The organism is Roseitranquillus sediminis (assembly GCF_016918935.1).
Taxonomy (GTDB): Bacteria; Pseudomonadota; Alphaproteobacteria; order Rhodobacterales; family Rhodobacteraceae; genus Roseitranquillus; species Roseitranquillus sediminis.
The window spans coordinates 1-24300 of record NZ_JAFFOB010000024.1; the positions used below are offsets into that span (position 1 = coordinate 1).

The following is a 24300-nucleotide window of genomic DNA, read 5'->3' on the forward strand; positions in this document are numbered from 1 at the left end:
TGCATCGAGGACCTGATGCCCTGGCGCTTCGAACAGCCGTCAAGCCTCGCCGCATAGGGCCGCGCCGTCGCGCTTACGTCCTTGCGGACGTGGAACGACTCTCGGCGCCCAGACGAAACGCCGATGCTGTGGCTCGTCTTCATCGGGGACAAGCAAGTAAAAGCTCACCTTGCCGTCGAAAACACCGAAGCCGCGCCCGCCGAGCTGGATCCGGCCGTCGCTTGAATAACAACGGTGTTTAGCCCTATCGCCGGGTCTACTCCGCGCGACTCCGATGTCCTGAGCGGCGCGTCCTGGATGTTGAGATACCACTCCTCTGCCAACGGAGCGTTGATCGGTCGGCCGGAGTTCGGCAGGTCGAAATGATAGGTTGGTGGGTCGGCCATCGCAAAAATCGTAGCTGAGGCCCCACAATCGTAGCATGAGTCGCTGCGTCCGAATAGCGAGTCCGAAGTGCACATGATCTGCGACGCGGCGGCCTCCTGACCTTTCGCCTGCCACGGCGTATCGTGCAGATCGGAGCAGTGGTTCACGTTAACGGACTCCGGTGCCCCACCTCGTCACCTGCCGAAATGCCCGCCCGAGCAGCCGCCGCACGGGCCGCGGCGCGTCGGGCACCAGAGTCCAGACGAGCCACCGCCGCACCCGGCCCCGCCGGTCCTCCGGCGACAGCAGGCAGATCGCCTGGTGCGCCCGCCAGCAGCCATAGGCGAAAAGGAGGTTGCAGCCGACATCTAGCGCGACGGAGTAGTCGAGCCCCCAGCGCGGCCGGAATTCGCGCGACGAGAGGCCCCAGTAGGCGGCACGCGCGGTGTAAGCCGCGGTGGTCCAGAAGATGCCCGCAGCGAGGTGGATCGCCACATTGACCTCCGGATCATCGGTCACCCGCCGCAGCGCCAGCCCGGTGTAGCTCGCTGTCACGGTGCAGACGAGGAGCAGCGTCGGGATAGAGGAGAGGACGTGGGTGTCGTCCATCAGTTCTGCTCCCGCCTCCGGTCCTCGTCGTGCAGCTTTTAAATGATGCGACGCAGGCGGCGGCTCTGTTCCCGCAGTTCGGCCAAGCGGCGCTCGGAGCGTTGCCGCGCCGCCTGGAGTTCCTCGCCGCTGCGGCCGGGAATGAGGAGAGCGATCAGCCTACCCAGGTTCTCGAGCCTCGTTGCCAGCAGATCGAGGACGCGGGTGGTCTCCGCCATCGCCGCGTTCGTGGTGGCGACGGTGCCCTGAATGTCGCTCACGCGCTGGTCCGCGAGGTGGTTGGCCCGCAGGTAGAGCGCGATCACCGCTGCCGCGAGCAGCAGGATGATCACCCGCTCGATCGGGTTGTCGCTGAGCACCGTGTTCAGGATGTCCGGTTCCATCCGTCCACGCTTATGTACCGTCTCAGGGTACGAGCGCCACGGCGACCCAGCCGGCGGCGGCGCGCACCACCAGCTGCTGGTCGTCCCTGACCCAGGCGCGCCAGCCCTCGCGCACAGGCAAGCGCAGCCAGGCCCCGTCGGACCTGAGCGCGACGTCGCCGTCCCAGCCGATCTACTCGCCGCTGGTGCCCGAGCCGATGATCCAGCAGGCGCCGTTGACCGGCGTCCCGGCGGCGCCGCGTCTCTCGACCGTGAGCTGGACGAGCCTGTTCAAGAGCCGCAGCGCCTCGTTCAGCGTGACGTGCTTCTGCGCCTGCGCGGCGAGGATGTAGGGCAGCAGCAGGTTCGGCGTGGTCTCGGTCATGCAGCGGGTCCTTCATTGTGAGGGGAAGTACATTGGAAGAGCTCCCGCCAGGGCAGAGGCGAGCGGACCACCGCAGGGCAGGCCACAGCGTCTTCAGGTATCGGACGAGACTGATGGAGGTGCGGCCCAGAACTGCTTAGCAAGCTGGCCGTGTCAGGGTGAAACGCTATTCTCGCAACGGCTGCAAAACGCCCTTCGGCGCACCGTTGATAACGCGAGCGGCTATGCGCAGCGGCACGGATTTGCTAGCCTTCGGAAAATCTGGGAATGGGAGATCAGTCGATGAAACTTCTCGCGTTCGTTGTTTCCGCACTGTCCTCGCTTTCGTGGTTCGGCGCGACGACGGCGGATGCCAAGGTGATACAGATCACCGAGCTCGGCCAGATCGTCTCCTATACTTACGACCAGTTCATTATCGGCAGCGCCGGCACCCTGCTGAACACCGTGAACGGCTACGCTGACGACCGGGGTTTTCTCTACAGTTCCGCCCTCGACCGGTACCTGCAGATCACCGAGCTTGGCCAGATCGTCTCCTATACCTATGACCAGTTCATCACCGGAGGACCCGCCATTCTCTTGGGCACGGTCGGCGGCTACAGTGACGATTCGGGCTTCTTCCACGATTTTGCTCGCGACCGGTACGTTCAGATTACCGAACTCGGCCAGATCGTCTCCTATACCTATGACCAGTTCATCATCGGCAGTGCCGGCACTCTGCTGAATACGGTGAACGGCTACGCCAACGACCGGGGCTTTCTCTACGTGCCCGACGCGGGCAATGTCGAAGTCATACCGCTGCCGCTGTCGGCATCGCTGCTCGGTCTTTCGCTCCCGACACTCGCTCTGTTGCGGCGGAGACGCGACCGGCCGCTCCACGCCTGATCTCGACACCGCGCCACCTCAGGCCATTGCGATTTAGGAAGACTATTCCGCTCAAGACGCGCCGGTTGTGACCCGCCGCCTCCCATGGCTCGTCGGAAAGAACGGCCGCAGGCGCGCTATAAGCTCGTCCGTCAGCCACAAAAGATTGCTCATCACGCCCGACCTTAGGTTCCGGCGATTCGGTCGGGATTTTGGGGTGGGTCAGCCGGAGCTCAGCGGCGCTTCGTCTTCAGGTCGTCGAGCTTGAGGCCCGCCTCAACGGCATCGGTGATCCAGCGCGGCCGTCGGCCGCGGCCGCTCCAGGTCAGCTCCGGGTAGTCCGGGTGCCGGTATTTCGGGTCGGCAGCTTGATTCTTCGGACCGAATTGCTGCGCATCGCGCGCAGAGGGCTTCGCGGACTTCTGCGTTCGGGTCGGACTCGACGTCTTCGAAGAAGCCTGCGCCCTTGTCTGACCTTCACCGTAGCGCCGTTGCTGATCGCCAGATGCCTTGCGATCTTCACGCCTGGTCTCGGGCGCCCTTGTCTTGGGCGCAGATGCAGACTTCGGCTGGGGCTCTCCGGATGCTTTCGTCTTCGGCGGCATGGTCGCGGGCTCATTCTCGGCCCGAGGTGGCGGCGTCTGGGACGCCTCGGCCTCCGGGCTGCTCTTCCGCGCATGGTCCTCGTCTTTCGTCGTCGACGGGTTCAGGAACGGCTCCCAGAATGCGCGCGCCATGCGGGCGCTGAGGTTCAGCGTGTGAGCCCACATCCTCAGCCAAGGATTGTCCATCGCAAGGTCCTCCTCGCGTCCATTCATCCCAGATGATCTTAGGTCCTCACGCTCGATTTGCACCTCGCCGTCTCGGAATGTCATCGTAACCGTTCCATCCTGGCCACGCCCGAGCCTCGCGGAGAGCTGCGCGATGCGGACTTCGATCCCGTCGCCGGGGCCGAGCAGGTGCCCCCAGTCCGAGGTCTGCTGGGCGCCGGTGTAGGTCACGCTCGGTCCGCTGGCGGCGAGAGTCCGCTTCACCGTCGCGCCATCGAGGACATCGACTTCCGACGGCGTGCGACCATCCGGCCGCTTTCTCCACCAAGATGTGGCCGCAGATGAACGAACCGCTCACGAGACCAAGCGATGCGCCAAGCTTCACCGAGCTCCATGCGCCGAAGCTGATGACAGTCCTGCGCAAAGGCTAAGGCCTGCCTCAGTTGCGCGGATGCCATTGTAAGGCTGACCGTCGCCATCGTGGCGCTGCCGCTGTCCGTGTCCATCGCGATCGCCTCCGGTGCGACGCCTGCGCAGAGACTCTACACCGCCGTCGTCGGCGGCTTCATCGTCTCTCTGCTCGGCGGATCGCCTATTCAGATAGGCGGGCCGGCGGGCGCTTTCATCGTTCTGGTCGCAGCGACCGTAGCGCAGCATGGGATGAACGGCCTTATCCTTGCTACCCTCCTCTCGGGGCTGATGCTGGTCATCGCAAGGATGCTGAGGCTCGGCACCTTCATCAAGTTCATTCCGTTCCCGGTAACGGTCGGCTTCACCTCAGGGAGCGCGGTCATCATCTTCGCAAGTCAGATCAGGGAGCTCTTCGGACTGACGCCGGAGCATGAACCCGGCGAGCTTCTGCAGAAGATCCCGGCGCTCTGGGACGCGCGGGCCAAGCGTCACTCCCTCCGCCGTCGCCGTGTCCGTGACGTCCGTCGCCGCAATCCTGGAATTCCGCCGCTGGCAACCGCACTGGCCACCCATGCTGTTCGCCGTCGGAGTGGCTGCCGCGGCCGCGGCGATTTTTGGATCTGCCGGTCTAGACCCTCGGCAGGAGGTTCGGCGGCATCCCCTCGACCCTTCCAGCGCCGCGCCTGCGCGACCTTTCGCTGGAAAGAGCCATGGCCGTTCTGCCCGCCGCCATCTTGTTCTCCTTGCTCGGCGCCATCGAGTCGCTCTTGTCCGCGGTCGTCGCCGACGGCATGACGGGGCGCCGCCACCGCTTTGATTGCGAGCTAGTCGCTCAGGGCGTGGCCAATGTCGGCTCCTCCCTCTTCGGCGGCTTCTGCGTCACGGGCACCATCGCGCGGACCGCCACCAACGTGCGCTCCGGTGCACACAGCCCCGTGCCCGGCATGCTGCACGCCATGTTCCTGCTTCTGTTCATGCTCGTGGCGGCACCGCTCGCCGCCTACATCCCACTCTGTTCGCACCCTCGACCGGCTGCTGTCGGGCACGCCGGCGCTGTAGACCCTCGGTACTCTGCACTCTGCGTGGCAAGATCGATCCTACGCGAGGTTCGGGATGAGAGGCGAGCATGCAGATCTCTCTTCACAAGCAGGCCACGATCACGCCGAAGATCCGGGCCGCCATCCAGGCGAGCACTGCGCCGGCCTGAATGGCGGCGCAGCGCTACGTCATCTCCGAGGTTGGTGTCAGACCAAGCGCCGGCGGATCTCAGACGCGAACATCGGCCCGAACCGATGCCACCAGAACCGCACCGCCTCGTGGCTCACATCGACGCCGCGCTCGTGGAGCAGGTCCTCGACGTTTCTGAGCGACAGCGGGAATCGGATGTACAGCATCACCGCGAGACGGATGACCTAGGGCGACGTCTTGAAGTACCGGAAGGGGCTGCGCTTGCTTATCGGGCGAGGCCAGCTACCGTTATGGCCGCTCACGAGCGGTTGCTCTGACAGCCCCTTCGGAAATCCTCTCTGCCGCAACGGGCTTCGTCGGAACCCTCGTTTCCGTGTCTCGTTGCTCCCCGACCGCAGGCAGCAACGCCGGGAGGACTCACGACATGGCCAAGACGACTGCCGACTTCATGCTCGATCGCCTGACGGCGTGGGGCGTCCGCAACATCTACGGCTTTCCGGGCGACGGCATCAGTTCGACGCTCGAGGCACTGGAGAAGGCGATGGACCGCTTCACCTTCGTCCAGGCGCGCCACGAGGAGGAGGCGGCGTTCATGGCCTGCGCCCACGCCAAGTGGACGGGCGAGCCGGGCGTCTGCCTGGCCACGTCCGGCCCCGGCGCGATCCACCTGCTGAACGGGCTCTACGACGCCAAGCTCGACCACCAGCCGGTCGTCGCGATCGTCGGCCAGCAGGACCGCGCCGCGCTCGGCGGGCATTATCAGCAGGAGGTCGACCTGCTGACGCTCTTCAAGGACGTGGCGCACGAGTACGTGCACTACTGCCAGTCGCCGACGCAGATGCGCCACCTGATCGACCGCGCGTTCCGCATCGCCAAGGCCAAGCGCTGCGTCACCGCGATCATCCTGCCCGACGACGTGGGCGAGGAGGATGCGGTCGAGAGCCCGCCGCACAAGCACGGCACCGTTCATTCCGGTATGGGCTATGCGCCGAAGCCCCGCATGATCCCGCCGGAGGAGGAGCTGCGCCGCGCCGCCGCCATCCTCAACGAGGCGAAGAAGCCGGCGATCCTGATCGGTGCCGGCGCGATCGGCGCCGGCGACGAGGTCAGGGCCGTGGCCGAAACCATTGGCGCGGGCGTTACCAAGGCGCTGCTCGGCAAGGCGGCGCTGCCCGACGACATCCCCTACGTCACCGGACAGATCGGCCTCCTCGGCACCACGCCCTCGTGGGACCTGATGATGGAGTGCGACGCCTTCCTGATGGTCGGCTCCGGCTTCCCGTACTCGGAGTTCCTGCCCGAGGAGGGCAAGGCGAAGGGCATCCAGATCGACATCGATCCCGGGATGCTCTCGATCCGCTACCCGATGGACGTAAACCTGCACGGCGACGCGAAGGACACGCTCGCGGCCCTGCTGCCCTACCTGGAGCCGAAGTCTGACAGCTCCTGGCAAGAGAAGATCGTCAAGGACGTGGCCCAGTGGTGGGAGGGCGTCGAGAGCCGCGCTCTGCATGAGGGCGACCCGATCAACCCGCAGCTTCTGTTCTGGGAGTGCTCACCCCGCCTGCCCGACAACGCGATCATCTCGGCCGACAGCGGCACCTCGGCCAACTGGTACGCCCGCGCGATCCGCATCCGCAAGGGGATGAAAGGCTCGCTCTCCGGCACGCTCGCCACGATGTGCCCCGGCGTTCCCTACGCGACGGCGGCCAAGTTCACCCACCCCGATCGGGTGGCCGTCAGCTTCGTCGGCGACGGCGCGATGCAGATGCTCGGCAACTCCGCCCTCATGACCATCGCGAAGTACTGGCGCGCCTGGTCCGACCCGCGCTGCGTCATCGCCGTGCTCAACAACGGCGACCTCAACCAGGTGACGTGGGAGATGCGGGCGATGGGCGGCTTCCCGAAGATGGAGGAGACGCAGGCCGTTCCACCCTTCGACTACGCCGCCTACGCCGCCTCGCTGGGCCTGATCGGGCTACGGGTCGAGAAGCCGGAGCAGGTCGGCCCGGCCTGGGACCAGGCCTTCGCCGCCGACCGGCCGGTGCTGATCGACTGCGTCTGCGACCCCACGATCCCGACGCTACCGCCGAAGGTGACGCTCGACCAGCGGGTCAACTACTTCAAGACGCTGATGAAGGGCGACCCGGACGAGAAGGCGATCATCAAGAACTCGTTCAAGCGCTACTTTACCAAGTGAGCCCGGAGGCGCCGATCACCGGCGTCCGGACCGCCGCCTACCGGGTGCCGACCGACCGGCCCGAGGGCGACGGCACGCTCGCCTGGGACGCAACGGTGCTGGTCACGTGCGAGATCGAGGCGGGCGGCCAGACCGGCTTCGGCTACGTCTACGCCGACAGCGCCACTGCGCTCTTCGCGAGCGACGTTCTGGCGGGGGTGCTGCAAGGCCGCGATGGCCTCGCCACCGCCGCCCGCTGGCGCGAGATGGTGGACGCGGTGCGTAATCACGGGCGGCAGGGCGTGGCGGCGATGGCCATTTCGCTCTGTGACGCCGCGCTGCACGACTTGCGCGGCAAGTACCTCGGCGCCAGCCTGTCGACGCTCCTGGGCCGGAGGCGCGAAGCCGTGCCCGTCTACGGCAGCGGCGGTTTCACGACTTACGCACCTTCCGAGATGGACGCGCAGATCGAGGGCTGGGTCGATGCCGGTTTTCACGCGGTCAAGATCAAGGTCACGTCCGACCTGGCGGCCGAAGCGCCGCGCATCGCCCGCGCCCGGCGCGCGGCAGGCGACGGCGCTGCGCTGATGATCGACGCGAACGGCGCCTGCAGCCGCAAGCAGGCGCTGAAGATGGCCGACTTCGCCGCCGCATCTGGCGTTGTCTGGTTCGAGGAGCCGGTTTCGTCGGACGACGTGGAGGGCCTCCGGCTGGTGCGGGACCAGGCCCCTGCGGGCGTGGAACTCGCGGCCGGCGAATATGGCTACGACGCTTTCCACTTCCGCCGCCTGCTCGAGGCCGGCGCGGTCGACGTGCTGCAGGCGGATGCGACGCGGTGCTGCGGCATCACCGGCCTCCTGCAGGCCGACGCGCTGGCCTGGGCGGCGACCGTGCCGCTCTCGATCCACTGCGCCCCGGCCCTGCACCTGCAGGCTGCGCTCTGCCTCCAGCGGCTGATCCACATGGAGTGGTTCCACGACCACGTCCGCATCGAGGACATGCTGATGGAGGCCCCCCCCGTCGCCCGCAACGGCGTCGCAATTCCGGAGGACGACCGGCCGGGCCTCGGACTTGCGCTCAAGCAGGCCGATGCCGAGCCGTTCCGCATCTGGCCGCGGGGTCCGGCATGAGACCGAGGGTCCCGTCCGAGAGGTCGCGCCGCGCCGTGGCGCTGACCGCACTCGCCTCTGTCGGCCTCGTTGCCGGCGCCGCTTGGGTGAGCCGCAGGCGCCCGCCCCGGCGGCGCCCTGAGGGCAGCCGCGCGGCGCGGCAGGTGCGGCAGGGGGCCGCCCTGCTCGCTGGCAGCGTCCTCGCCGACAGCACGATGGAGCACTATCGCGGCGGCTTCCACAACCGCACCATGTTCGTCGCGCCGGTGTCGTCGGGGCTGGCCCTCGTCTCGGCGCTGGCGCCGGGCATGATGACGCGCCGCGCGCGGCAGGCCGTCAACGCGGGTGCCGTCGGGGCGGGGCTGGCAGGGCACCTCTTCCACCTGCGCAACGTCCTGCGACGACCCGGCGCGCTCTCATGGGAGAGCATGTTCTACGCCGCCCCGCTCGGCGCGCCGGGTGCCATGACACTGGCGGGCCTCGCCGGGCTTGCCGCCACGCGGCTGGAAACTGGCCAGCCGCGCGGCGCGGAGGCGCTGCGCGCGGGGCGCATCGGCAGTCTCGGCACCGTCGCCGGGCTGCTCGGGACCACCGCCGAGGTTGCGCTGCTGCACTTCCGCGGCGCGTTCCACAACCCTATGATGTTCGCGCCCGTGATCCTGCCGCCGCTCGCCGCGCTGGCCGTCGCCGACGCCGCGCGCCGGCCCGACCGCGCGCGGCTGCGTCTCGCCCGCATCCTGCTCCGCGCCACCGCCGCCATGGGGCTTGCCGGCGCGGCGTTCCACGCATGGGGCGTGCACCGCAACATGGGCGGCTGGCGGAACTGGCGCCAGAATCTCCAGGTCGCGCCGCCCCTGCCGGCGCCGCCCAGCTTCACCGGCGTGGCGCTGGCGGGGCTCGGCGCCGCCCACCTGCTAGAGGAGGCCCGCCGATGACCGATGCGCCCCGCCCCTACCCCGGCTACGACGTGCTGGCGAAGTGGGACACGCCGTCGTGGGATGCGATCACGCGCGAGGTCGTGGCTCACCGGCTGGACCGGGTGCCCGAGCGCCGCTTCTTCGAACCGGCCGAGTGGGAGACGCTCGCCGCCCTCTGCGACACGGTGCTGCCGCAGCCCGACCGGGAGAGGCCAATCCCGCTCGCCCCGTTCGTCGACGCCGCGATGGCCGAGGATCGCACTACCGGCACCCGATGGGCTGCGCTGCCCACGATGCGCGAGGCATGGCGGCGCGGGCTCGCCGCCATCGACGCCGAGGCGCGCGCGGTTTACGGTCGCCGCTTCCACGCCCTGCCGGCGGATGCGCGCGAGAGCCTGCTGCGGGCGATCGACGACGAGGATGTGCGGGCGCCGGAGTGGCGCGACCTGCCGCCGCGCCGCCTCTTCCGCCACGTCCTGGCGAACGAGATAGTGCGTATATACTACGCCCACCCGGATGCGTGGAGCGAGATCGGCTTTGGCGGCCCGGCCTCGCCGCGCGGCTATGTCCGCCTCTCCGCCAACCGCCGCGACGCGTGGGAGGCGGACCTCGAGCGGCCGAAGCGCCGCAGCGAGCGACGGAAGTGACCCGCGGCATCCCCGACGTGCGCGCCACGGAAGGCAGGGCGCCGGACGTCTTCTCCCGTGACGGCTGGGTGCCGATGCGCAGCCACCGCGACGGCGAGGACGTCGATTTCGCCATCGTCGGTACGGGCGCGGGCGGCGGCGTTATGGCTGCCAAGCTGGCCGAGGCGGGCTTTTCCGTGGTGGCCTTCGACGCGGGGCCGTTCTTTCGCCCGCTCGCCGACTTCGCGTCGGAAGAGCGCGAGCAGGACAAGCTCTACTGGACCGACGAGCGGATCAGCGACGGCCGCGACCCGATCGAACTCGGCTCGAACAACTCGGGTCGCGCGGTCGGCGGGTCGACGGTGCATTTCCAGATGGTGGCGCTGCGGTTCCGCCCCGAATGGTTCCTCGCCCGCTCCGCGCTCGGCTACGGCAGGGACTGGCCGGTCGACTGGCGCGAGATGTGGCGCGCCTATGACGAGGTCGAGGACGCGCTCAAGATCGCCGGGCCCGTGCGCTATCCCTGGGGACCGCGGCGCGGGCGCTATCCCTACCGTCCGCACGAGGTCAACGCTTCCGGCCTGGTGCTCGCCCGAGGGGCCGAGGCGCTGGGCGTCGGCTGGGCGCCCTGCCCAATCGCCACCCTCTCCGCTCCGCGCGGCCGCGCGCCGCCCTGCGTCTATCGCGGCTTCTGCAAGATCGGTTGCTCGACCAACGCCAAGCAGAGCATCCTCAACACCTACATTCCCCGTGCGCTCGCCGCCGGAGCGGAGGTGCGCGACCTTGCGATGGTGGCCCGGATCGAAACCGATGCCAGCGGCCGCGCCACCGGCCTGCACTACCACCGCGGCGGCGAGTGGCGGTTCCAGCAAACGCGCAACGTCGTCGTCGCGGGCTACTCGATCGAGACGCCGCGCCTCCTGCTGAACTCGGCCGGGCCGGCGCATCGCCACGGCCTCGCCAACGCCGAAGGGCTGGTCGGGCGCGAACTGATGGTGCACGTCAACGACGCGGTCTGGGGGACGATGGAAGACGAGATCCGCTGGTACAAGGGACCGCCCTCGATGGCCGTGACCGAGCACTGGAACTACGAGGACCGCAAGGACTTCCATGGCGGTTACGCCATCATGAGCCAGGGGCCGCTGCCCACCGACTTCGCCACCTCGATGGTCGGCAACCTCGGCGCCTTCGGGATGGACCTGCGCCGCCGGATGGCGGGCTACAACCACATGGCTGGGCTGAAGATCGTGGGCGAAGTCATGCCCGATCCGGAGAACCGCGTCACGCTCTCGGACGAAACCGACGCGCTGGGCCTGCCGGTCCCGCGGATCACGTTCGGCTACGGCGAGAACGACCGCGCCATCGGCCGGCATGCGCGCGGGTTCATGTCCGAGATGCTGCGCGCGGCAGGCGCCACTGACCTCTTCGAGACGACCGGCACTGCCCACCTGATGGGCGGCTGCCCGATGGGCTTTTCACCGCAGGACAGCGTGGTGGATGCGGACGGCCGCGCCTGGTCGTGCGACAACCTCTGGATCTGCGACGGCTCGGTCATGCCCACGGGCGGCGGCGTCAACCCGTCGCTGACGATCATGGCCAACTCGGCGCGGATCGGCCACCGGATCAGGGCGCTGGCGGCGCGCGGCGAACTAGCCCGCGCCGCCTGAGGCTCAGGAGACGGACGCGTTTCCGATGACGAAGCCAGTCGTGCGATTGTTCGAGCCCTTGACGAAGGTACGTTTCACGTCCCGCATGATTGTATGGCTGCTTCCTGAAGAGCTCTGGTCTGCGGCGTTCCAGTCCTTGAGCGGAAGACGTGCGGGTTCGCGCGGCAGTTCGATCTCGATCCGCTCGATTACGCTCTCAGCCATCGCATGGACCTCGCCTGCGCCGCGCTCGTGTTGATCCGAGGATGGCTGACCTCGGGCGCAACTTGTGCTGCCGGCCGCACGGCGAGCTTCGAGGCTTGGGACGACCTCGTCCGGCAGACGGTCCGCTGGATCGGTGCCGAGGTCGCCCCCGGCGAATACGGTGACCCGCTGGACCTCATCCGCCGGGCTCAAGGTAGCGATCCAGAGCAGGAGAGCCTGTTCGCTCTTCTGGAGGCACTGGACAGCGCCTTCCGAGCACGCTGGTTCACGGCGAGGGAGATCGCCGCGCTGAAGAACGCCACGACGCCAGAGCTGAAGCAGCAGTGGCGCGACCTGTTCAACAGCGAGCCGCCGCCGTTCAACCGCCGCTACCTCGAGAGCCGGCTCGGGTACCGCATCCAGGAACTGGCCTATGGCGGGCTGAAGCCCGAGACGATCCGGCGGCTGGAGCGGCTGGGCGAGGAACTCGACGGCGGCGACCGGAAGAAGAGCCGCATCCGCGCCGACCGCGACAGGCCCATCGTCGGGACGCGGCTGATCCGCGAGTGGCAGGGTGTCGAGCATGTCGTCACAGTCACCACAGACGGCTTCGAGTGGCAGGGGCGGCCCTACAAGTCGCTCTCCGCCATCGCGCGCGCCATCACCGGCACGCGCTGGAACGGCTGGACCTTCTTCGGCTTGAAAAACCACCGGAGACGCGCATGACCAAGCGGCCCGAAAGATCGACGATCGTCCGCAAGCACCGCTGCGCGATCTACACCCGCCAGTCTTCCGAGGAAGGGCTGGAGCAGGAGTTCAACAGCCTGCACGCCCAGCGGGAGGCCTGCGAGGCCTTCATCGCCAGCCAGCGGTCCGAGGGCTGGGTGCTGGTCCGCGACCAGTATGACGACGGCGGCATTTCCGGCGGCACGCTGGAACGCCCCGGCCTGCAGCGGCTGCTGGACGACATCGAGGACGGGCTGGTCGACGTGGTGGTGGTCTACAAGATCGACCGCCTCAGCCGCTCGCTCGCCGACTTCGCCAAGCTGGTGGAGGTGTTCGACCGCAACGGCGTGACCTTCGTCTCCGTCACGCAGTCGTTCAACACGACGACGTCCATGGGGCGGCTGACCCTGAACATCCTGCTCAGCTTCGCGCAGTTCGAGCGGGAGGTCACCGCCGAGCGCATCCGCGACAAGGTCGCCGCCAGCCGCAGGAAGGGAATGTGGATGGGCGGCAACGTTCCCTGGGGCTACGATGTCCGCGACCGCAAGCTCGTCGTGAACGAGGCCGAGGCTGCGGTCGTCCGCTCGATCTTCGAGCGGTTCGTCGCCACGGGGTCCGCGACGGTGCTGGCGCGGGAACTTCGACAGGAAGGCGTCCGCACCAGGCGCGGCAGCCTCGTCGACAAGAAGACGCTCTACCGCCTCCTCTCCAACCGAGTCTATCTCGGCGAGGCGGTCCACGAAGGGCAGAGCTATCCCGGCGAGCACGACGCGATCATCGATCGCGAGAAGTGGGACCGCGTCCACGCCATCCTGCAGGAGAGCCCACGCAAGCGCGCCGCGCGCACCCGCGCCGAGGCGCCGGCGTTGCTGAAGGGGCTGCTGTTCGGCCCGGACGGCGCGGCGTTCTCCCCGACCCATACGCGCAAGGGCGACAGGCTCTACCGCTACTATATCAGCCAGACCGTGCTGAAGCACGGTGCGGGGGCGTGCCCGGTGGCCCGCGTGCCCGCCGGCGAGATTGAGGCCGCCGTCATCGACCAACTCCGCGCTGTGTTCCGCCAGCCCGAGATCGTGGCGGGGACGTGGAAGGCGGCACGGGCGCAGGATGGCGACGTCACCGAGGCCGACGCTCGTGCGGCTCTGCAGCAACTCGACCCGCTGTGGGACGAGTTCTTCCCGGCCGAGCAGGCCCGCATCGTGGCGCTGCTGGTCGAGCGCGTGGACATTGGCACGGACGGGCTGAACGTCCGGCTGCGGGTCGACGGACTCACCGGCCTCACGCTCGAGATGCTGGATGGCGGCATCGGAGAAGCTGCATGACCCGCGCGGCACCGACCTTCGAAACGGTCACACTCCACATCCCATTTCGCGTCGTGAAGCGCGGCGGGCGAAAGGAGATGCAGCTGCCGGAAGGAGCAGCGCAGCCGCGGCGCACGGACAGCACGCTGGTCAAGGCATTGGCACGCGCGTTCCGCTGGAACGGGATGCTCGAAAGCGGCCAATTCACGACGATCGGCGAACTGGCCGCTCACGAGGGGATCGCGCACTCCTACATGACGCGTGTGCTACGGCTCACGCTGCTCGCGCCCGACATCGTCGAGGCGATCCTGGACGGACGTCAGCGATCGGGAAGCGCTCGCCTTCTGAATCCGTTTCCGCCTGAGTGGAACGAGCAACGTGATCATTTCGCCTGAGGTCAGGCGATCAGAAGATCGTCCCGATTGTGCCCCGCATCCATGGCTCATTTCAATCATGCAGGCTGACGCCCGCGCCCGGACCAGGTCAAAGAGGGATTCTCCGGGTGCCTGTACTTCGGGATCTGCGCGCTCCGCATTTGTCCGCCCTGCACAACGTCCTTCAGCGGAATCCCATGCTTCTGAGCCCACCAGCTCCATCTCGCGGAGAGCCTCATCGCGCGTGAGCCTTTCGTAGGTTTTCAGGCCCTGGCGATCTCCTTGTTCAGCTGGAGAAGCTGCTCGCGATCGATGCCGTTCGCCGCATCCAACTTCGCAGCCGACCGGGGACATGCGCGGCATATTCAACATCCGCATCGTGCCGACGGCGCCGATGTTCGCGCAGGCGATCCTCAACCTCTGGAACGGCACCAGCGTCTCGTCGCTCTTCGACCACCAGACCCTCGGGCCGATCTACGAGGGGATGTACTCCGCCGCCTGAGGCTCAGCGGTCTTCGTCGCCCTCCGGCTCGGCCTTTGAGCGGTCGAGCGACGACAGGCTGTAGAGATAGGCTGCCATGTCGCGGGCCAGCGCCTCGGAAACGCCGAGGCTCGGCATCGCGCTCAGCGGATCGACCGCCTGCGGGTCCATGATCCAGCGCACCATGTTGTCGGGCGTGTTCCTCAGAACGCCGGCGATGTAGGCCCGGCCGCCCGCCTCATCCAGCGGAGGCCCGACGAAAACATCCGGAGCGCCGACGATCCCCGGGATGAGATGGCAGGACCGACAGGCATGCACCTGCATCGCCGCTCGGCCACGCTCGACGCTGCCGATCGCGGTCTTGAGCGGCCCGGCCTCGACCGCGACCGGGCGAATCGCGTCCGGCAGTTCCCCCGCCTGCTCCAGCAACTCGGCGTAGGCGGCGGGCGATAGTCCCGGCATCGCGCCGACGAAGCCCGTCAGGCGCCACATGTCAGCCTCGCTCATGCGCATGTCCCAGGCCGGCATCCCGCTCATCTTCAGGCCGTAGCGGATGAACCAGTAGACCTCCTGCGCCGGACGGCGCTTGGCGGCTGCGGCGAGGTTCGACGGCACCGGCATCATGCCCAGCGCGAATTCCTCCGCGGCGACGCCGGGCGCGCCATGGCACTGGGCGCAGTGCTTCTGGTAGAGCGCGGCGCTCGCCGGGTCGGCCCGCAGCTCGAACCCGTCGGGCACCGCCACGTACTCCGCCTCCATGCCGATCAGCGCGTCGCGTCCGAGCGCGATGCCGCGAAAGACCCAGAGCGGATGCTGGCGGATGGCGGTGAGGTTGTAGAACTCGCCGAGGGAGAACACCGCCGCGCCGGCGAGCAGAATGGCGGCGAGGCCGATCCCGAGGATGCGCCGCGACCTTCTCACCCTCCGATCCCCAGGAGAAAGCCCGCGATGATCCGCGCCTCCTCGGCGCTCACGCCGAGGTCCGGCATCGCCGAGCGCGGGTCAATCGCCTGCGGGTCCGCGATGAAGCGCGCCAGCACCTCCGGCGTGTTCGGCGCGACGCCGGCAACATAGACCTGCCGCGGCATGTGCGTCAGCGGCGGCCCGGAATTGCCCCGCGGGCCCGGCACGTTCGGGATCTCGTGACACGAAACGCAGCCGTAGCGTGCGACGAGGGCGCGCGCCTCGGGGTCGGCCTCGTCGCAGGCGGCCAGCGCCAGAACGAGGGTGAGCGCCTGCAGCCTCACAGCGGGCTTCGCTCCGCCCGCGCCTCCGCGTCCCGCAGCAGTTGCGCAAAGACGGCGACGCCGGCGCCGATCATCACCGCGCAGCAGGGCACCCACATGATGAGGCCGCCGAGCTGCTGGTCCTGCATCGGGCTGAGGCCCCAGCCGCCGGGTCCAGTGGCATAGACCGGATACCAGAGCGTCCGAGCCGTGGTCAGCAGGGCCGCCAGAACGCAGGACTGCACCGCCGTCGCGAAGATCGCCGCGAACGCGCCGGCGCGCCCCTCGGCCCGCGGCCGCTCGAGCACGGCGTACCAGAAGAGGAGCGCGGCGCCGAAGAAGCTGAAGTGCTGCGCCGCATGGAGCGCATCGTTCCGGACCGCCGCCTGGTAGAGCGCCGGCATGTGCCAGACCCAGAGCGTGACGAAGTAGATCGACCACGCGACGAACGGATTGCCGACACCCCGCCAGACCCGTCCGCCGCGGCCGGCACTAATGCGGGAGACGGCGGACCGTCCCGCCGTGGGCAGATCCCAGAGCAGGGCGAGACCCGGCCGCCCCAAGACGATGAGCGGCGCCGCGATCAGCATCAGGCCGAAGTGCTGGATCATGTGGGCCGCGAGCAGCCGCTCCGCGAGAGCGTCGAGGGGAGAAACGAGGAAGAGGGCCGCGAGCACGAAGCCGACCGCGCACGTCACCACCCGCGCGTGCGAGAGCCCCCGCCCCGCCCCCGCCCGGCTCCAAAGCCGCACGAGACCCCCCGCATACGCCACGGCCGCGATCCCGAGCGGCACGATCACCAGCGGGTCGAGGCTCCACCCGGCCACATGCTCGTCCCCATGCGCCATGGCGGGCGTGGCGATGAGTGCGAGGAGTGCCGCGCCCGGATTCATGCGATTCCCGCGCAGACGTCGATCAGGAAGGACGAGCCGTATTCCACCACAATGCCGCCCAGCGCGGAGGCGCAGAGCATGAAGCCGACGAGGGCCATCATCTTCAGCCGCTCCGCGCTCCGCTCCGGCCGCACATGCCGGGAGCGCCTGAGCGCCCTCATCGCCGCCCATCCGCCAGCGGCGCAGAGCGCAAGCGCGAAGGCCGTCAGCACGTGGTACGGCCAGCTCCCCATCTCGCAGAGGAGCGGCACCAGCGTGTAGCCGATGCCCTGGTGCAGCGCCCACGCGACCGGGCCGAAGATCCAGCCGAGCCACGGGCTCAGCGCCTCGCGCCCCTCCTGCCGGGCAAGTGCGAGATCCTGTTCCTCGTCGCGCGCGTTCATCGGTCACAGCAGCCGCGGTGCCCAGTAGAGCACCAAATAGATCGGGAGGAAGACGCCGGCGACGAAGTACCAGTAGAGCGTGTCGACCACGACGCCCAGTTGCCGCTCGGAGGTGAAGTAGTCCATCCAGGCCAGCACCGAGACGACCGCCGTTCCGAGGATCGCCGAGACGACATGGGTGAAATGGAAGCCGGTGATCGTCCAGACGATCGAGCCGTAGGCGTGCTGGTCCCAGCGAATGTCAAAAGCGTCGATCTGCAAGGCGCGAATGCCCAGCGCCAGCGTCGCCAGCGCCACGCTTGCCGTGACGCCCAGCGCAAGCTGCGTCTTGCGGTTCCGATCCGATCCGACGCCCGCCCACCACATCGTCAAGCTGCTGAGAGGCAGCACGAAGAGCACAATCGTGGCCCAGAGCAGGTCTGGCGGCGCGACCCCTTCGGGTGGCCAGACCTCGTTCTGCGCCATTAGGTAGAAGTAGCTCGTGAGCAGGTTCGCCACCACCGCCGCCTCGATCGCGACGGCGCCAGCGACACCCCACCAGAGCGGGTGCGTCTTCGGCGTCAGGCGCGACAGCTCGCGCGCGTCGACCAGCACCTCGACGGTGATCCGGTCCTCCTCGCTCACACGACCTCCTCCCGCTTCCGCGGCAGGAACCAGAAGGTGAAGGTCACGAATGTGGCGAACACCCCGATGACGTAGAACCACGGACTGAAGATCAAACCGAAGAAGCAGATCGACGCGGCGACGGCCGAGAAGAAGGGCCACGGCGTGGGCGAGGGCAGGATCTGTACCGACTGCGGCCGCGCGTCGAGGAGCGTCGTCACGATCGTCTCGCGCCGGGTCGTGCTGAGCCCGTCGACGACGGTGCGGCGGTTCTCCTCCTTCCACGTCCAGAGCGGCTCTGAGTTCCGCACCACGGCCTGCCGGGCAAAATTGCAGTTGAGCGGCGGCGAAGTCGTGGCCCATTCCAGCGTCGGCGCGTCCCACGGATTGTCGCCGGCAATCTCGCCCCTGCGCAGGCTGCGGATCGCGTTCCAGAACGTCAGGCCGAAGCCGCCGGCGAGGGTGAAGGCGCCAAGGGTGGCGAGCTGGTTCATCCAGTCCCACCCGAGGCCCGGCAGGTAAGTGTAGACCCTGCGCGGCATCCCCTCGAGCCCGAGCTGGTGCATGGGGAAGAATGCGAGGTTGAAGCCGACGAAGACGAGGACGCAGCTCCACTTGCCGAGCCGCTCGTCCATCAGCCGACCGCTGGCCTTGGGGAACCAGTAGTAGAGCCCGGCCATCAGCGGGAACACAGCGCCGCCGACCAGAACGTAGTGGAAGTGCGCGACCACGAAGTAGGTGTCGTGCACCTGCCGGTCGAACGGAACCGAGGCAACCATCACGCCGGTCAGTCCGCCGGTGATGAAGATCGCGAAGAAGCCCAGCACCCACAGCATCGGGGTCGCGAACCGGATCTTCGCGCCCCACATGGTGGCGATCCAGCAGTAGATCTGCACGCCGGCCGGGATCGAGATCATCGCCGAGGCCGCCTGGAAGAACGACCGCCCCATCAGCGGCAGTCCCGTCGTGTACATGTGGTGCACCCAGAGGCCAAAGCTGACCATGCCGACGCCCACGACCGCGAGCACGAGGGCGGTGTAGCCGAAGACCGGGCGCTGCGAGAAGGTGACGACGATGCTGGTGACGATCCCGAGCGCCGGGACGAGGATGATGTAGACCTCCGGGTGCCCGAAGAACCAGAAGAGATGTTGCCAGAGCAGCACCGACCCGCCCATCTCGGGCACGAAGAACTGCGTCTCGATCAGCCGGTCCATCATCAGGAATGCGCTCGCGACGATGACGGACGGCATCGCGAACATGATCATGAAGCTCATCACCAGGATCGTCCAGACGAAGATCGGCATCCGGTTGAGCGACATGCCGGGCACGCGCAGCTTGAAGATGGTCACGATCAGCTCGACGGCTGCGGTCAGCGCTGAGATTTCGATGAAGGTGATCATCGTGGTCCAGATGTCAACGCCGTAGCCTTCCGCGAACTCCCGTCCCGAGAGCGGCACGTAGTTGAACCACCCGGCGTTGGGCGCGAGCCCGAGCGGCAGCGAGACGAAGAACGTCACGCCTCCGATTAGGTAGACGTAGTAGCCGAAAGCGTTGAGTCGCGGGAACGCCATGTCCCGCGCGCCGACCATCAGCGGCACCAGGTAGATGCCGACCCCCTCCATCGCCGGGATCGCGAAGAGGAACATCATGGCGGTGCCATGCACCGTCATCACTTGGCTGTACGTCTCGGGGTCCAGCACATCGTTGAGCGGTGTCAGAAGCTGCAGCCGCATGATGAGCGCAAGGATGCCCGAGAGCAGGAAGAACACCCCCGAGGTGACGACGAAGCGGCGGCCGATGTTGGTGTGGTTGACGTGCGTGAACCAGCCGAGGAAGCCCTCGGGCGACTGCCAAGTCCGCTCGAGCTTCGCGAATTCGGCAGCAGCGTCGCGCTGGCTGCCCTCGAGAGGCCTCGCGTCGCTCATTCTAGGGCCTCGAGAAAGTCGAGCAGGTGTTGCAGGTCGGCGGGATCGGGCACGATCTCGGGCATCAGCGCGCCGGGCTTGATCTCCTGCGTGCTGGTGATCCAGCCGGCGAGATGGCCCCGCGTGTTCGGCAGAGTCGCCGCCGCAAGCGTCCGTCGGCTCGCGAGGTGCGTCAGGTCCGGCCCGATCTCGCCGTCGGCCGTCGATCCGCGGATCGTGTGGCACTCGCCGCAGCCGAGCGAGAGGAACACCCCGAGCCCCGGATGCGAGGTCACCGCGGCGGGCTCCGCCTGCGCCGCGAGCCAGCCAGCGAAGTCTTCCGGCGGCTCGCCGATCACGAGGAAGCCCATCAATCCGTGCTGGAGCCCGCAGAATTCGGCGCACTGGCCCCGCCACTCGCCCGACACCTCCGGTTCGGCGAAGAGCATGTTCGTCGCGCCCGGTATCAGATCGGTCTTGCCCTGCAGGTTCGGCGCCCAGAAACTGTGAATTACGTTGTCGCTCTCGAGGAGTATGCGCGAGCGGCGGCCGACCGGCAGGTGCAGCTCGTTGGCGGTGACGGCGAGGACCTCGCCGTCGGCAGCGAGGTAGCTGAACTCCCACCACCAGCGCTCGCCTGCCACGCGAACGGTGGCACCGTCGATGCGGCGGCCGCCCTCGGTCTCGTCGCCGATCGCCGCGCCCGAGACCGTGACGGCGACGATAGCGCAGATGGGCGCCACCACGCCGCCCAGCACCACGAGGATCGTGGCCCGCCGCCGCGAGATCGCCCGCGCCTCGCCGTTCCGCCTCAAGGCAACCGCGACCAGAAGGAGGCCCAGCGTCACGATCAGGATCAACACGGCGAGGGCGAACATCCACCAGCTGAGCGAGGCGATGAGCCGGGCATCGGGACTGGCCGGCGCAAGCACGTTCTGCGTGCCCTCGCACGCCGCAATGAAGGAGAGGCCGGATACGGCGCAGGCGAGCCGCGCCGTGATCATGCGTCGCCTTCCGTAACCGCCGTGGCTTGCGACATCCCGTCTTCCCCGTCTGGCGTCCCTGCCTATTTCAAAATTGCGGGTGCCCGAACCGGTTCCGCCGGAATCCTCCTTTCCGCGTCTCGTTTCACTTCAGACGGTAGATAACCAGCGTCGGAAGGATCAGCGACATGGCCAAGACGACCGCCGACCTCATGCTCGAGCGCCTGAGCGCCTGGGGCGTCCGCAACATCTACGACTTGCCGGCGACGGCATCTCCTCGACCCTCGAGGCGCTGGAGAAGGCGATGGACCGCTTCACCTTCGTCCAGTCCCGCCACGAGGAAGAGGCCGCCTTCATGGCCTGCGCCCACGCCAAGTGGACTGGCGAGCCCGGCGTCTGCCTCGCCACCTCCGGCCCCGGCGCGATCCACCTGCTGAACGGCCTCTACGACGCGAAGCTCGACCACCAGCCGGTGGTGGCGATAATGGGCCAGCAGGACCGCGCGGCACTCGGCGGCCATTACCAGCAGGAAGTCGACCTGCACACGCTCTACAAGGATGTGGCTCACAACTACGTGCATGTCTGCCAGTCCCCGACGCAGATGCGCCACCTGATCGACCGTGCGTTCCGCATCGCCAAGGCCAAGCGCTGCGTCACCGCCATCATCCTGCCAGACGACGTGGGCGAGGAGGCTGCGGTCGAGAGTCCGCCGCACGCCCCCGGCACCGTCATTCGAGGCCCGCGAAGAAAGCGGGTAATTCGTCAAACAACTTGGCAGTTTCCTCCACATGCGCTAGGACCTGCTGCCTCTTTAACCGCGGATCGTTCCCGTGAGCCATCTCATGCCTGATCCTACATAACTGATGCGTGACAAAACTTCTTTGCTTGTGCATCGCGGGCCATGAAAGTCCGTATATCGAAAATATAATTCGGTCCGATTTCAATCTAGATCGGATCTGGCAAGAAGCGGCTTGACATCGACTGCCGGATTGAACTCGGAAAACTCAATTTCATGCAACAAGGCCACTATGGCGTCGTCGTTTGTCGGCCGGGATATCAATCTGTCTAGACGAGTTTAGCAGCCATGCACCGCACTAGGGGCGCGCAAGAATGATGCTCAAGTAGGCCCTATTGCCTTGAAGGGCGTAACCTGAACACCATCAGATCCTTTTACCCTGAGAGTGACAACGTACATTAAATCCTTACGCAATGCTACTGAATGAAAGGCGAGGAGCTTATCGAGTTTATGGAACCACTCGTGCGCGCGACCGAATGAGTATGGGTCACTCCGCCAGAAGTCGATATCTCTGTTCGCATGTAAAATCGCTGCACAGTGCCGGTCATAGAAATCGCAGAACTCGTGCTTCGTAAGAAACCCAGATGTACGAGGCTTCAGTTTAGCGCGATCGTCCGGGAGTAGCGGAGTCGGGTAGAAGTTACTATTTCTTCGATCTAGCTCTCCAAATATATTTCTCGCGTGCCATTATTTTGTCACGATTTTACGCTGCAACTCCACTCCAAAATCATCATAAGCAACTGCCAGACCCATCATAGTCAGCTCAAGGATCTTCCTGAAGTTGAGAAAAACTATTTCTGGATCGAGTGCCGGCGTGCCTGAAAAGCTTTTTTCTTGTGATATCGCTGTTCCCGCTCGGTTCACAAGGTTGAGTCTTTCTTTGACCTCAAACATGAACCGTGCGTAGCGATCCGAAGCGGTCTTTAGATCAGAATCTGCGTACATGCGCAACCGGTGTTATTCCACAGGAAGAGGTGTTCACTACTTCTCGGACAATAGGCTTAGCGTGCGCCGAGAGCCGACGTTGCTCTCTGCTAAGCCGCGTCGATTTCGGTATAGCCGCCGCTAAGGGCGTTGATAAAGATAAGCTTGCCGGTTTCGCCCTGGAAACTTAATCGTTGCCATTCGAGAGTCCACGACCTTGCCGAACTGGCGCATGAGCTTCTTGCCGGCCTTCTGCTTGTCGAGCAGCTTTCGCTTCCGGGTGGCGTCGCCGCCGTAGCACTTGGCGGTAACGTCCTTGCGCATGGCGGAGAGCGTCTCGCGGGCGATGACGCGGCCGCCGATCGCCGCCTGGATCGGGATCTTGAACATGTGGCGCGGGATCAGCTCCTTGAGCTTCTCGCACATCTGGCGGCCGCGGCCCTCCGCCCGGTCGCGGTGGACCATCATCGAGAGCGCGTCCACCGGCTCGTCGTTCACGAGGATCGACATCTTGACGAGGTAGTCCTGGCGGTAGCCGATCATCTGGTAGTCAAAGCTGGCGTAGCCCTTGGTCACCGATTTGAGGTGGTCGTAGTCCACGTCGAATCCAATGCGGATGTCCGAGATTGAAGGCAGGACCGTTTGACTCTCACCACAGCAACTCAAGGATGTTTCCGCAACAGCGTCACAAGATAGATACTATTTCTGATGAAGGCCTCGCTCGTTCGGAAATCGCCGCTCAACCGAGCATTAAGCCGGACGACTCGCCGTCTGCCGAGAGTGAGTTTTAGCAGGTGCGCGGTAACCCAGCGGGTCTTGGGCCGTTTGGTCGCGAGTTCAAGGTCGATCCGGGCAAGCGCTTTCCCGAAGACATGATAGAGCCCCTGCTCGAGATCGATCGACGGAGCCACAGCCTCTGTTATGTCCTCCGATGCAAGCTGCTCGAGCGGCAGGGCAGCGACGGCCTTTCGGAAACTCGCGATAGGATGGCCGTCGCCGGGAGGTCTGATTTCACCTCGCGTTGCAAAGCCTTCCGACCGGAAGCAATCCGCGATCAGGATGCAGCCGTCCCGTCGTGTGACCTTCAGCGCCTCCTCGAGTGCGGTCTTGAGGGGGATGTATTGGAGGCTCTCAGAGAACAGGCAGAGATCGAAGCGTTCCTCGTCCTCGAACTCCTCGAACGTCACCTCGTGAACCCTGGCCTCCGGAACGTTCTCGCGGCAGCGATCAGCGATTGAGTGCGAGGAACCACGATTTCCACCCGATGTCCGAGGTCGATGAGTTTCCTTGGGGGTTTCCCCCGCACCACCACCGATGTCCAGGATCGAGAGCGGGCCGTCGGGCAGATAGGCGAACAGCTTTGCCGTGTAGGCTGCCTGTGCGGCGCCAAGGTTGCTCGCATCGACTTCGAGCCCGCTCCAGATGCCATAGTGCAGGTTCTCGGCGCCGGTGAGCCATGCGGCGAACTCGGCGGCGACGTCGAGACCGACGGATCGGCTGTCCATGCGCTTCTTTGCCATGCAGAGCACGCTATCGCTGGGTCAGCGAATGGCAATCGATCTTGATGCGCGCCGTGTGAATTTTCCCTGCGCCGCGCGAACCGGCACCTCGCCCCATCCGACGAACGCCCGTTTTGCGCAGGAAGCGGTTGTTGCGCCCTGCAGCAGATGCGCGGGATAGCCGGCAACCGGGCCGCCATAGACTGCCGTGGCTAATGGCGGCTTCTGGATGAGTGTGCAGGCGACCGAGGGCGTCTCACGTCGAAAGGTGTTCTGGGAGATGGCAAAGGTTCGATGTCTGCTCCATCTCACCGAAGCGCCACTGGCGTCGAAGTGTTTAGGTCGGCCAGACGGAAAGCACCGCGATTGCAATGAGTTATAGGTTCTGCACCAAATGCGCGCAGTCATCAACTTCGGAGAATATCGGCAATGAGAGACCGCTTTCGGCCATCCTGGCGCCGGGGCCGGTGCTCAGCCCCTCCCGCATAACCCTCAGAACTAACGACAAATCCCGGGCCTCGGGGCGAACGGGGAGCGAGTTTTCACGGTCAATTGGCGGAGGGGATGGGCCTGA

General features: G+C 66.6%; 27 protein-coding genes and 5 pseudogenes. 13 read left to right on the forward strand and 19 right to left on the reverse strand.

The features are described from left to right. Window positions 1-534 precede the first annotated feature (534 nt). The 4 genes from JM664_RS16015 to JM664_RS18910 are packed head-to-tail and all read right to left on the reverse strand — an operon-like array spanning window position 535 to window position 1722. The gene (locus tag JM664_RS16015) at window positions 535-975 is read right to left on the reverse strand and encodes a hypothetical protein (protein WP_227420947.1); all 441 of its coding nucleotides are present in this window, start codon (window positions 973-975) and stop codon (window positions 535-537) included. Window positions 976-1013: 38 nt separating this feature from the next. Further along, a complete protein-coding gene (locus JM664_RS16020; protein ID WP_227420948.1) occupies window positions 1014-1358 on the reverse strand; it encodes a hypothetical protein in 345 nt (114 codons plus the stop codon). 22 nt (window positions 1359-1380) lie between these two features. Then, on the reverse strand, window positions 1381-1530 hold the full coding sequence (locus tag JM664_RS18905) for a DUF2793 domain-containing protein (protein ID WP_319637551.1): 150 nt from the start codon (window positions 1528-1530) through the stop codon (window positions 1381-1383). Then, window positions 1531-1722, reverse strand: a complete 192-nt coding sequence (locus JM664_RS18910) for a DUF2793 domain-containing protein (protein ID WP_319637550.1) — start codon at window positions 1720-1722, stop codon at window positions 1531-1533. 282 nt (window positions 1723-2004) lie between these two features. Here JM664_RS18910 and JM664_RS16030 point away from each other — a divergent pair, with 282 nt between their 5' ends. Further along, window positions 2005-2604: a hypothetical protein gene (locus JM664_RS16030; RefSeq protein WP_227420949.1), complete on the forward strand. Its 600-nt coding sequence runs from the start codon at window positions 2005-2007 to the stop codon at window positions 2602-2604. A 13-nt stretch (window positions 2605-2617) separates the two neighbouring features. On the opposite strand, the pseudogene JM664_RS16035 reads toward JM664_RS16030, so the two are convergent. Beyond that, window positions 2618-2757, reverse strand: a pseudogene (locus JM664_RS16035) (IS5/IS1182 family transposase); the annotation flags it as partial. 59 nt (window positions 2758-2816) lie between these two features. Beyond that, window positions 2817-3320: an H-NS family nucleoid-associated regulatory protein gene (locus tag JM664_RS16040; protein ID WP_227420950.1), complete on the reverse strand. Its 504-nt coding sequence runs from the start codon at window positions 3318-3320 to the stop codon at window positions 2817-2819. Between the two features lie 513 nt (window positions 3321-3833). On the opposite strand from JM664_RS16040, the gene JM664_RS16045 reads away from it, so the two are divergent. After that, window positions 3834-4559, forward strand: a complete 726-nt coding sequence (locus tag JM664_RS16045; protein WP_406675824.1) for a SulP family inorganic anion transporter — start codon at window positions 3834-3836, stop codon at window positions 4557-4559. Next, window positions 4463-4720, forward strand: a pseudogene (locus tag JM664_RS19060) (SulP family inorganic anion transporter); the annotation flags it as partial. The gene JM664_RS16045 and the pseudogene JM664_RS19060, both read left to right, overlap by 97 nt. Before the next feature lie 303 nt (window positions 4721-5023). Here the strand turns inward: JM664_RS19060 and JM664_RS19065 are convergent. Further along, window positions 5024-5158 (reverse strand): annotated as a pseudogene (locus JM664_RS19065) (IS6 family transposase); the annotation flags it as partial. 218 nt (window positions 5159-5376) lie between these two features. On the opposite strand from JM664_RS19065, the gene JM664_RS16055 reads away from it, so the two are divergent. From JM664_RS16055 to JM664_RS16075, 5 genes are read left to right on the forward strand one after another with little or no spacing between them, the layout of a single operon-like run. After that, window positions 5377-7152 carry a thiamine pyrophosphate-requiring protein gene (locus JM664_RS16055; RefSeq protein WP_227420951.1) on the forward strand — a complete coding sequence of 592 codons (1776 nt, stop codon included), beginning with the start codon at window positions 5377-5379 and terminating at the stop codon, window positions 7150-7152. Further along, window positions 7149-8261, forward strand: coding sequence for an enolase C-terminal domain-like protein (locus JM664_RS16060; RefSeq protein ID WP_227420952.1), 1113 nt, complete (start codon window positions 7149-7151; stop codon window positions 8259-8261). Before JM664_RS16055 ends, JM664_RS16060 begins: the two co-directional genes overlap by 4 nt. Then, window positions 8258-9175 (forward strand): hypothetical protein, encoded by a 918-nt coding sequence (locus JM664_RS16065; RefSeq protein ID WP_227420953.1) that lies wholly within the window; start codon window positions 8258-8260, stop codon window positions 9173-9175. Before JM664_RS16060 ends, JM664_RS16065 begins: the two co-directional genes overlap by 4 nt. Continuing rightward, window positions 9172-9804, forward strand: coding sequence for a gluconate 2-dehydrogenase subunit 3 family protein (locus JM664_RS16070; protein ID WP_227420954.1), 633 nt, complete (start codon window positions 9172-9174; stop codon window positions 9802-9804). The genes JM664_RS16065 and JM664_RS16070 overlap by 4 nt, the downstream gene beginning before the upstream one ends. Beyond that, window positions 9801-11450: a GMC family oxidoreductase gene (locus tag JM664_RS16075; RefSeq protein WP_227420955.1), complete on the forward strand. Its 1650-nt coding sequence runs from the start codon at window positions 9801-9803 to the stop codon at window positions 11448-11450. Before JM664_RS16070 ends, JM664_RS16075 begins: the two co-directional genes overlap by 4 nt. Before the next feature lie 3 nt (window positions 11451-11453). Here the strand turns inward: JM664_RS16075 and JM664_RS16080 are convergent, their stop codons facing one another. Further along, window positions 11454-11654, reverse strand: a complete 201-nt coding sequence (locus JM664_RS16080; RefSeq protein WP_227420956.1) for a hypothetical protein — start codon at window positions 11652-11654, stop codon at window positions 11454-11456. Between the two features lie 279 nt (window positions 11655-11933). Here JM664_RS16080 and JM664_RS16085 point away from each other — a divergent pair, with 279 nt between their 5' ends. The 3 genes from JM664_RS16085 to JM664_RS16095 are packed head-to-tail and all read left to right on the forward strand — an operon-like array spanning window position 11934 to window position 14055. Beyond that, window positions 11934-12359, forward strand: a complete 426-nt coding sequence (locus JM664_RS16085; RefSeq protein ID WP_406675825.1) for a DUF2924 domain-containing protein — start codon at window positions 11934-11936, stop codon at window positions 12357-12359. Further along, window positions 12356-13681: a recombinase family protein gene (locus tag JM664_RS16090; protein ID WP_227420957.1), complete on the forward strand. Its 1326-nt coding sequence runs from the start codon at window positions 12356-12358 to the stop codon at window positions 13679-13681. The genes JM664_RS16085 and JM664_RS16090 overlap by 4 nt, the downstream gene beginning before the upstream one ends. Next, window positions 13678-14055 (forward strand): hypothetical protein, encoded by a 378-nt coding sequence (locus JM664_RS16095; protein ID WP_227420958.1) that lies wholly within the window; start codon window positions 13678-13680, stop codon window positions 14053-14055. The genes JM664_RS16090 and JM664_RS16095 overlap by 4 nt, the downstream gene beginning before the upstream one ends. A gap of 56 nt (window positions 14056-14111) precedes the next feature. Here JM664_RS16095 and JM664_RS16100 read toward each other — a convergent pair whose 3' ends face one another. Then, window positions 14112-14273, reverse strand: a complete 162-nt coding sequence (locus tag JM664_RS16100) for an H-NS histone family protein (protein ID WP_227420959.1) — start codon at window positions 14271-14273, stop codon at window positions 14112-14114. A gap of 122 nt (window positions 14274-14395) precedes the next feature. Between JM664_RS16100 and JM664_RS16105 the strand changes: the two are divergent. After that, a pseudogene (locus JM664_RS16105) lies at window positions 14396-14536 on the forward strand (phosphoribosylpyrophosphate synthetase); the annotation flags it as partial. A 3-nt stretch (window positions 14537-14539) separates the two neighbouring features. On the opposite strand, the gene JM664_RS16110 reads toward JM664_RS16105, so the two are convergent. Genes JM664_RS16110 through JM664_RS16140 form a run of 7 tightly spaced genes read right to left on the reverse strand, consistent with a single transcriptional unit; the run spans window position 14540 to window position 20528 of the window. After that, window positions 14540-15436 (reverse strand): c-type cytochrome, encoded by an 897-nt coding sequence (locus tag JM664_RS16110; RefSeq protein WP_227420960.1) that lies wholly within the window; start codon window positions 15434-15436, stop codon window positions 14540-14542. Further along, window positions 15433-15762: a c-type cytochrome gene (locus tag JM664_RS16115; RefSeq protein ID WP_227420961.1), complete on the reverse strand. Its 330-nt coding sequence runs from the start codon at window positions 15760-15762 to the stop codon at window positions 15433-15435. The genes JM664_RS16110 and JM664_RS16115 overlap by 4 nt, the downstream gene beginning before the upstream one ends. After that, the gene (locus JM664_RS16120) at window positions 15759-16634 is read right to left on the reverse strand and encodes a cytochrome c oxidase assembly protein (protein WP_227420962.1); all 876 of its coding nucleotides are present in this window, start codon (window positions 16632-16634) and stop codon (window positions 15759-15761) included. The genes JM664_RS16115 and JM664_RS16120 overlap by 4 nt, the downstream gene beginning before the upstream one ends. Then, window positions 16631-17017 (reverse strand): hypothetical protein, encoded by a 387-nt coding sequence (locus tag JM664_RS16125; protein ID WP_227420963.1) that lies wholly within the window; start codon window positions 17015-17017, stop codon window positions 16631-16633. Before JM664_RS16125 ends, JM664_RS16120 begins: the two co-directional genes overlap by 4 nt. 3 nt (window positions 17018-17020) lie before the next feature. After that, complete coding sequence (locus tag JM664_RS16130) at window positions 17021-17641, reverse strand: cytochrome c oxidase subunit 3 (protein ID WP_227420964.1); 621 nt, start codon at window positions 17639-17641, stop codon at window positions 17021-17023. Continuing rightward, complete coding sequence (gene ctaD, locus JM664_RS16135; RefSeq protein WP_227420965.1) at window positions 17638-19545, reverse strand: cytochrome c oxidase subunit I; 1908 nt, start codon at window positions 19543-19545, stop codon at window positions 17638-17640. The genes JM664_RS16130 and ctaD overlap by 4 nt, the downstream gene beginning before the upstream one ends. Then, entirely contained in the window at window positions 19542-20528 is a 987-nt protein-coding gene (locus JM664_RS16140) for a cytochrome c oxidase subunit II (RefSeq protein WP_227420966.1), read from the reverse strand. The genes ctaD and JM664_RS16140 overlap by 4 nt, the downstream gene beginning before the upstream one ends. Before the next feature lie 79 nt (window positions 20529-20607). Between JM664_RS16140 and JM664_RS16145 the strand changes: the two genes are divergently transcribed. Then, window positions 20608-21357: a thiamine pyrophosphate-binding protein gene (locus JM664_RS16145; protein ID WP_227420967.1), complete on the forward strand. Its 750-nt coding sequence runs from the start codon at window positions 20608-20610 to the stop codon at window positions 21355-21357. 633 nt (window positions 21358-21990) lie between these two features. On the opposite strand, the gene JM664_RS16150 is transcribed toward JM664_RS16145, so the two are convergent. The 3 genes and pseudogenes from JM664_RS16150 to JM664_RS16160 form a co-directional block, all read right to left on the reverse strand. After that, a complete protein-coding gene (locus JM664_RS16150) occupies window positions 21991-22197 on the reverse strand; it encodes a hypothetical protein (RefSeq protein ID WP_227420968.1) in 207 nt (68 codons plus the stop codon). A gap of 171 nt (window positions 22198-22368) precedes the next feature. Then, window positions 22369-22833 (reverse strand): annotated as a pseudogene (locus JM664_RS16155) (hypothetical protein); the annotation flags it as partial. A gap of 56 nt (window positions 22834-22889) precedes the next feature. Next, complete coding sequence (locus JM664_RS16160; RefSeq protein ID WP_227420969.1) at window positions 22890-23747, reverse strand: methyltransferase domain-containing protein; 858 nt, start codon at window positions 23745-23747, stop codon at window positions 22890-22892. Window positions 23748-24300: the final 553 nt, after the last annotated feature.

What these genes read in the sequence shown, in the direction of transcription:
- JM664_RS16150 (WP_227420968.1), bottom strand. Translation starts at nt 22,197, where the DNA reads ATGTTTGAGGTCAAAGAAAGACTCAACCTTGTGAACCGAGCGGGAACA.
- JM664_RS16100 (WP_227420959.1), bottom strand. Translation starts at nt 14,273, where the DNA reads ATGAGGCTCTCCGCGAGATGGAGCTGGTGGGCTCAGAAGCATGGGATT.
- JM664_RS16020 (WP_227420948.1), bottom strand. Translation starts at nt 1,358, where the DNA reads ATGGAACCGGACATCCTGAACACGGTGCTCAGCGACAACCCGATCGAG.
- JM664_RS16080 (WP_227420956.1), bottom strand. Translation starts at nt 11,654, where the DNA reads ATGGCTGAGAGCGTAATCGAGCGGATCGAGATCGAACTGCCGCGCGAA.
- ctaD (WP_227420965.1), bottom strand. Translation starts at nt 19,545, where the DNA reads ATGAGCGACGCGAGGCCTCTCGAGGGCAGCCAGCGCGACGCTGCTGCC.
- JM664_RS16030 (WP_227420949.1), top strand. Translation starts at nt 2,005, where the DNA reads ATGAAACTTCTCGCGTTCGTTGTTTCCGCACTGTCCTCGCTTTCGTGG.
- JM664_RS16015 (WP_227420947.1), bottom strand. Translation starts at nt 975, where the DNA reads ATGGACGACACCCACGTCCTCTCCTCTATCCCGACGCTGCTCCTCGTC.
- JM664_RS16055 (WP_227420951.1), top strand. Translation starts at nt 5,377, where the DNA reads ATGGCCAAGACGACTGCCGACTTCATGCTCGATCGCCTGACGGCGTGG.
- JM664_RS16090 (WP_227420957.1), top strand. Translation starts at nt 12,356, where the DNA reads ATGACCAAGCGGCCCGAAAGATCGACGATCGTCCGCAAGCACCGCTGC.
- JM664_RS16140 (WP_227420966.1), bottom strand. Translation starts at nt 20,528, where the DNA reads ATGATCACGGCGCGGCTCGCCTGCGCCGTATCCGGCCTCTCCTTCATT.
- JM664_RS18910 (WP_319637550.1), bottom strand. Translation starts at nt 1,722, where the DNA reads ATGACCGAGACCACGCCGAACCTGCTGCTGCCCTACATCCTCGCCGCG.
- JM664_RS16160 (WP_227420969.1), bottom strand. Translation starts at nt 23,747, where the DNA reads ATGGCAAAGAAGCGCATGGACAGCCGATCCGTCGGTCTCGACGTCGCC.
- JM664_RS16065 (WP_227420953.1), top strand. Translation starts at nt 8,258, where the DNA reads ATGAGACCGAGGGTCCCGTCCGAGAGGTCGCGCCGCGCCGTGGCGCTG.
- JM664_RS16095 (WP_227420958.1), top strand. Translation starts at nt 13,678, where the DNA reads ATGACCCGCGCGGCACCGACCTTCGAAACGGTCACACTCCACATCCCA.
- JM664_RS16040 (WP_227420950.1), bottom strand. Translation starts at nt 3,320, where the DNA reads ATGGCGCGCGCATTCTGGGAGCCGTTCCTGAACCCGTCGACGACGAAA.
- JM664_RS16120 (WP_227420962.1), bottom strand. Translation starts at nt 16,634, where the DNA reads ATGAATCCGGGCGCGGCACTCCTCGCACTCATCGCCACGCCCGCCATG.
- JM664_RS16125 (WP_227420963.1), bottom strand. Translation starts at nt 17,017, where the DNA reads ATGAACGCGCGCGACGAGGAACAGGATCTCGCACTTGCCCGGCAGGAG.
- JM664_RS16070 (WP_227420954.1), top strand. Translation starts at nt 9,172, where the DNA reads ATGACCGATGCGCCCCGCCCCTACCCCGGCTACGACGTGCTGGCGAAG.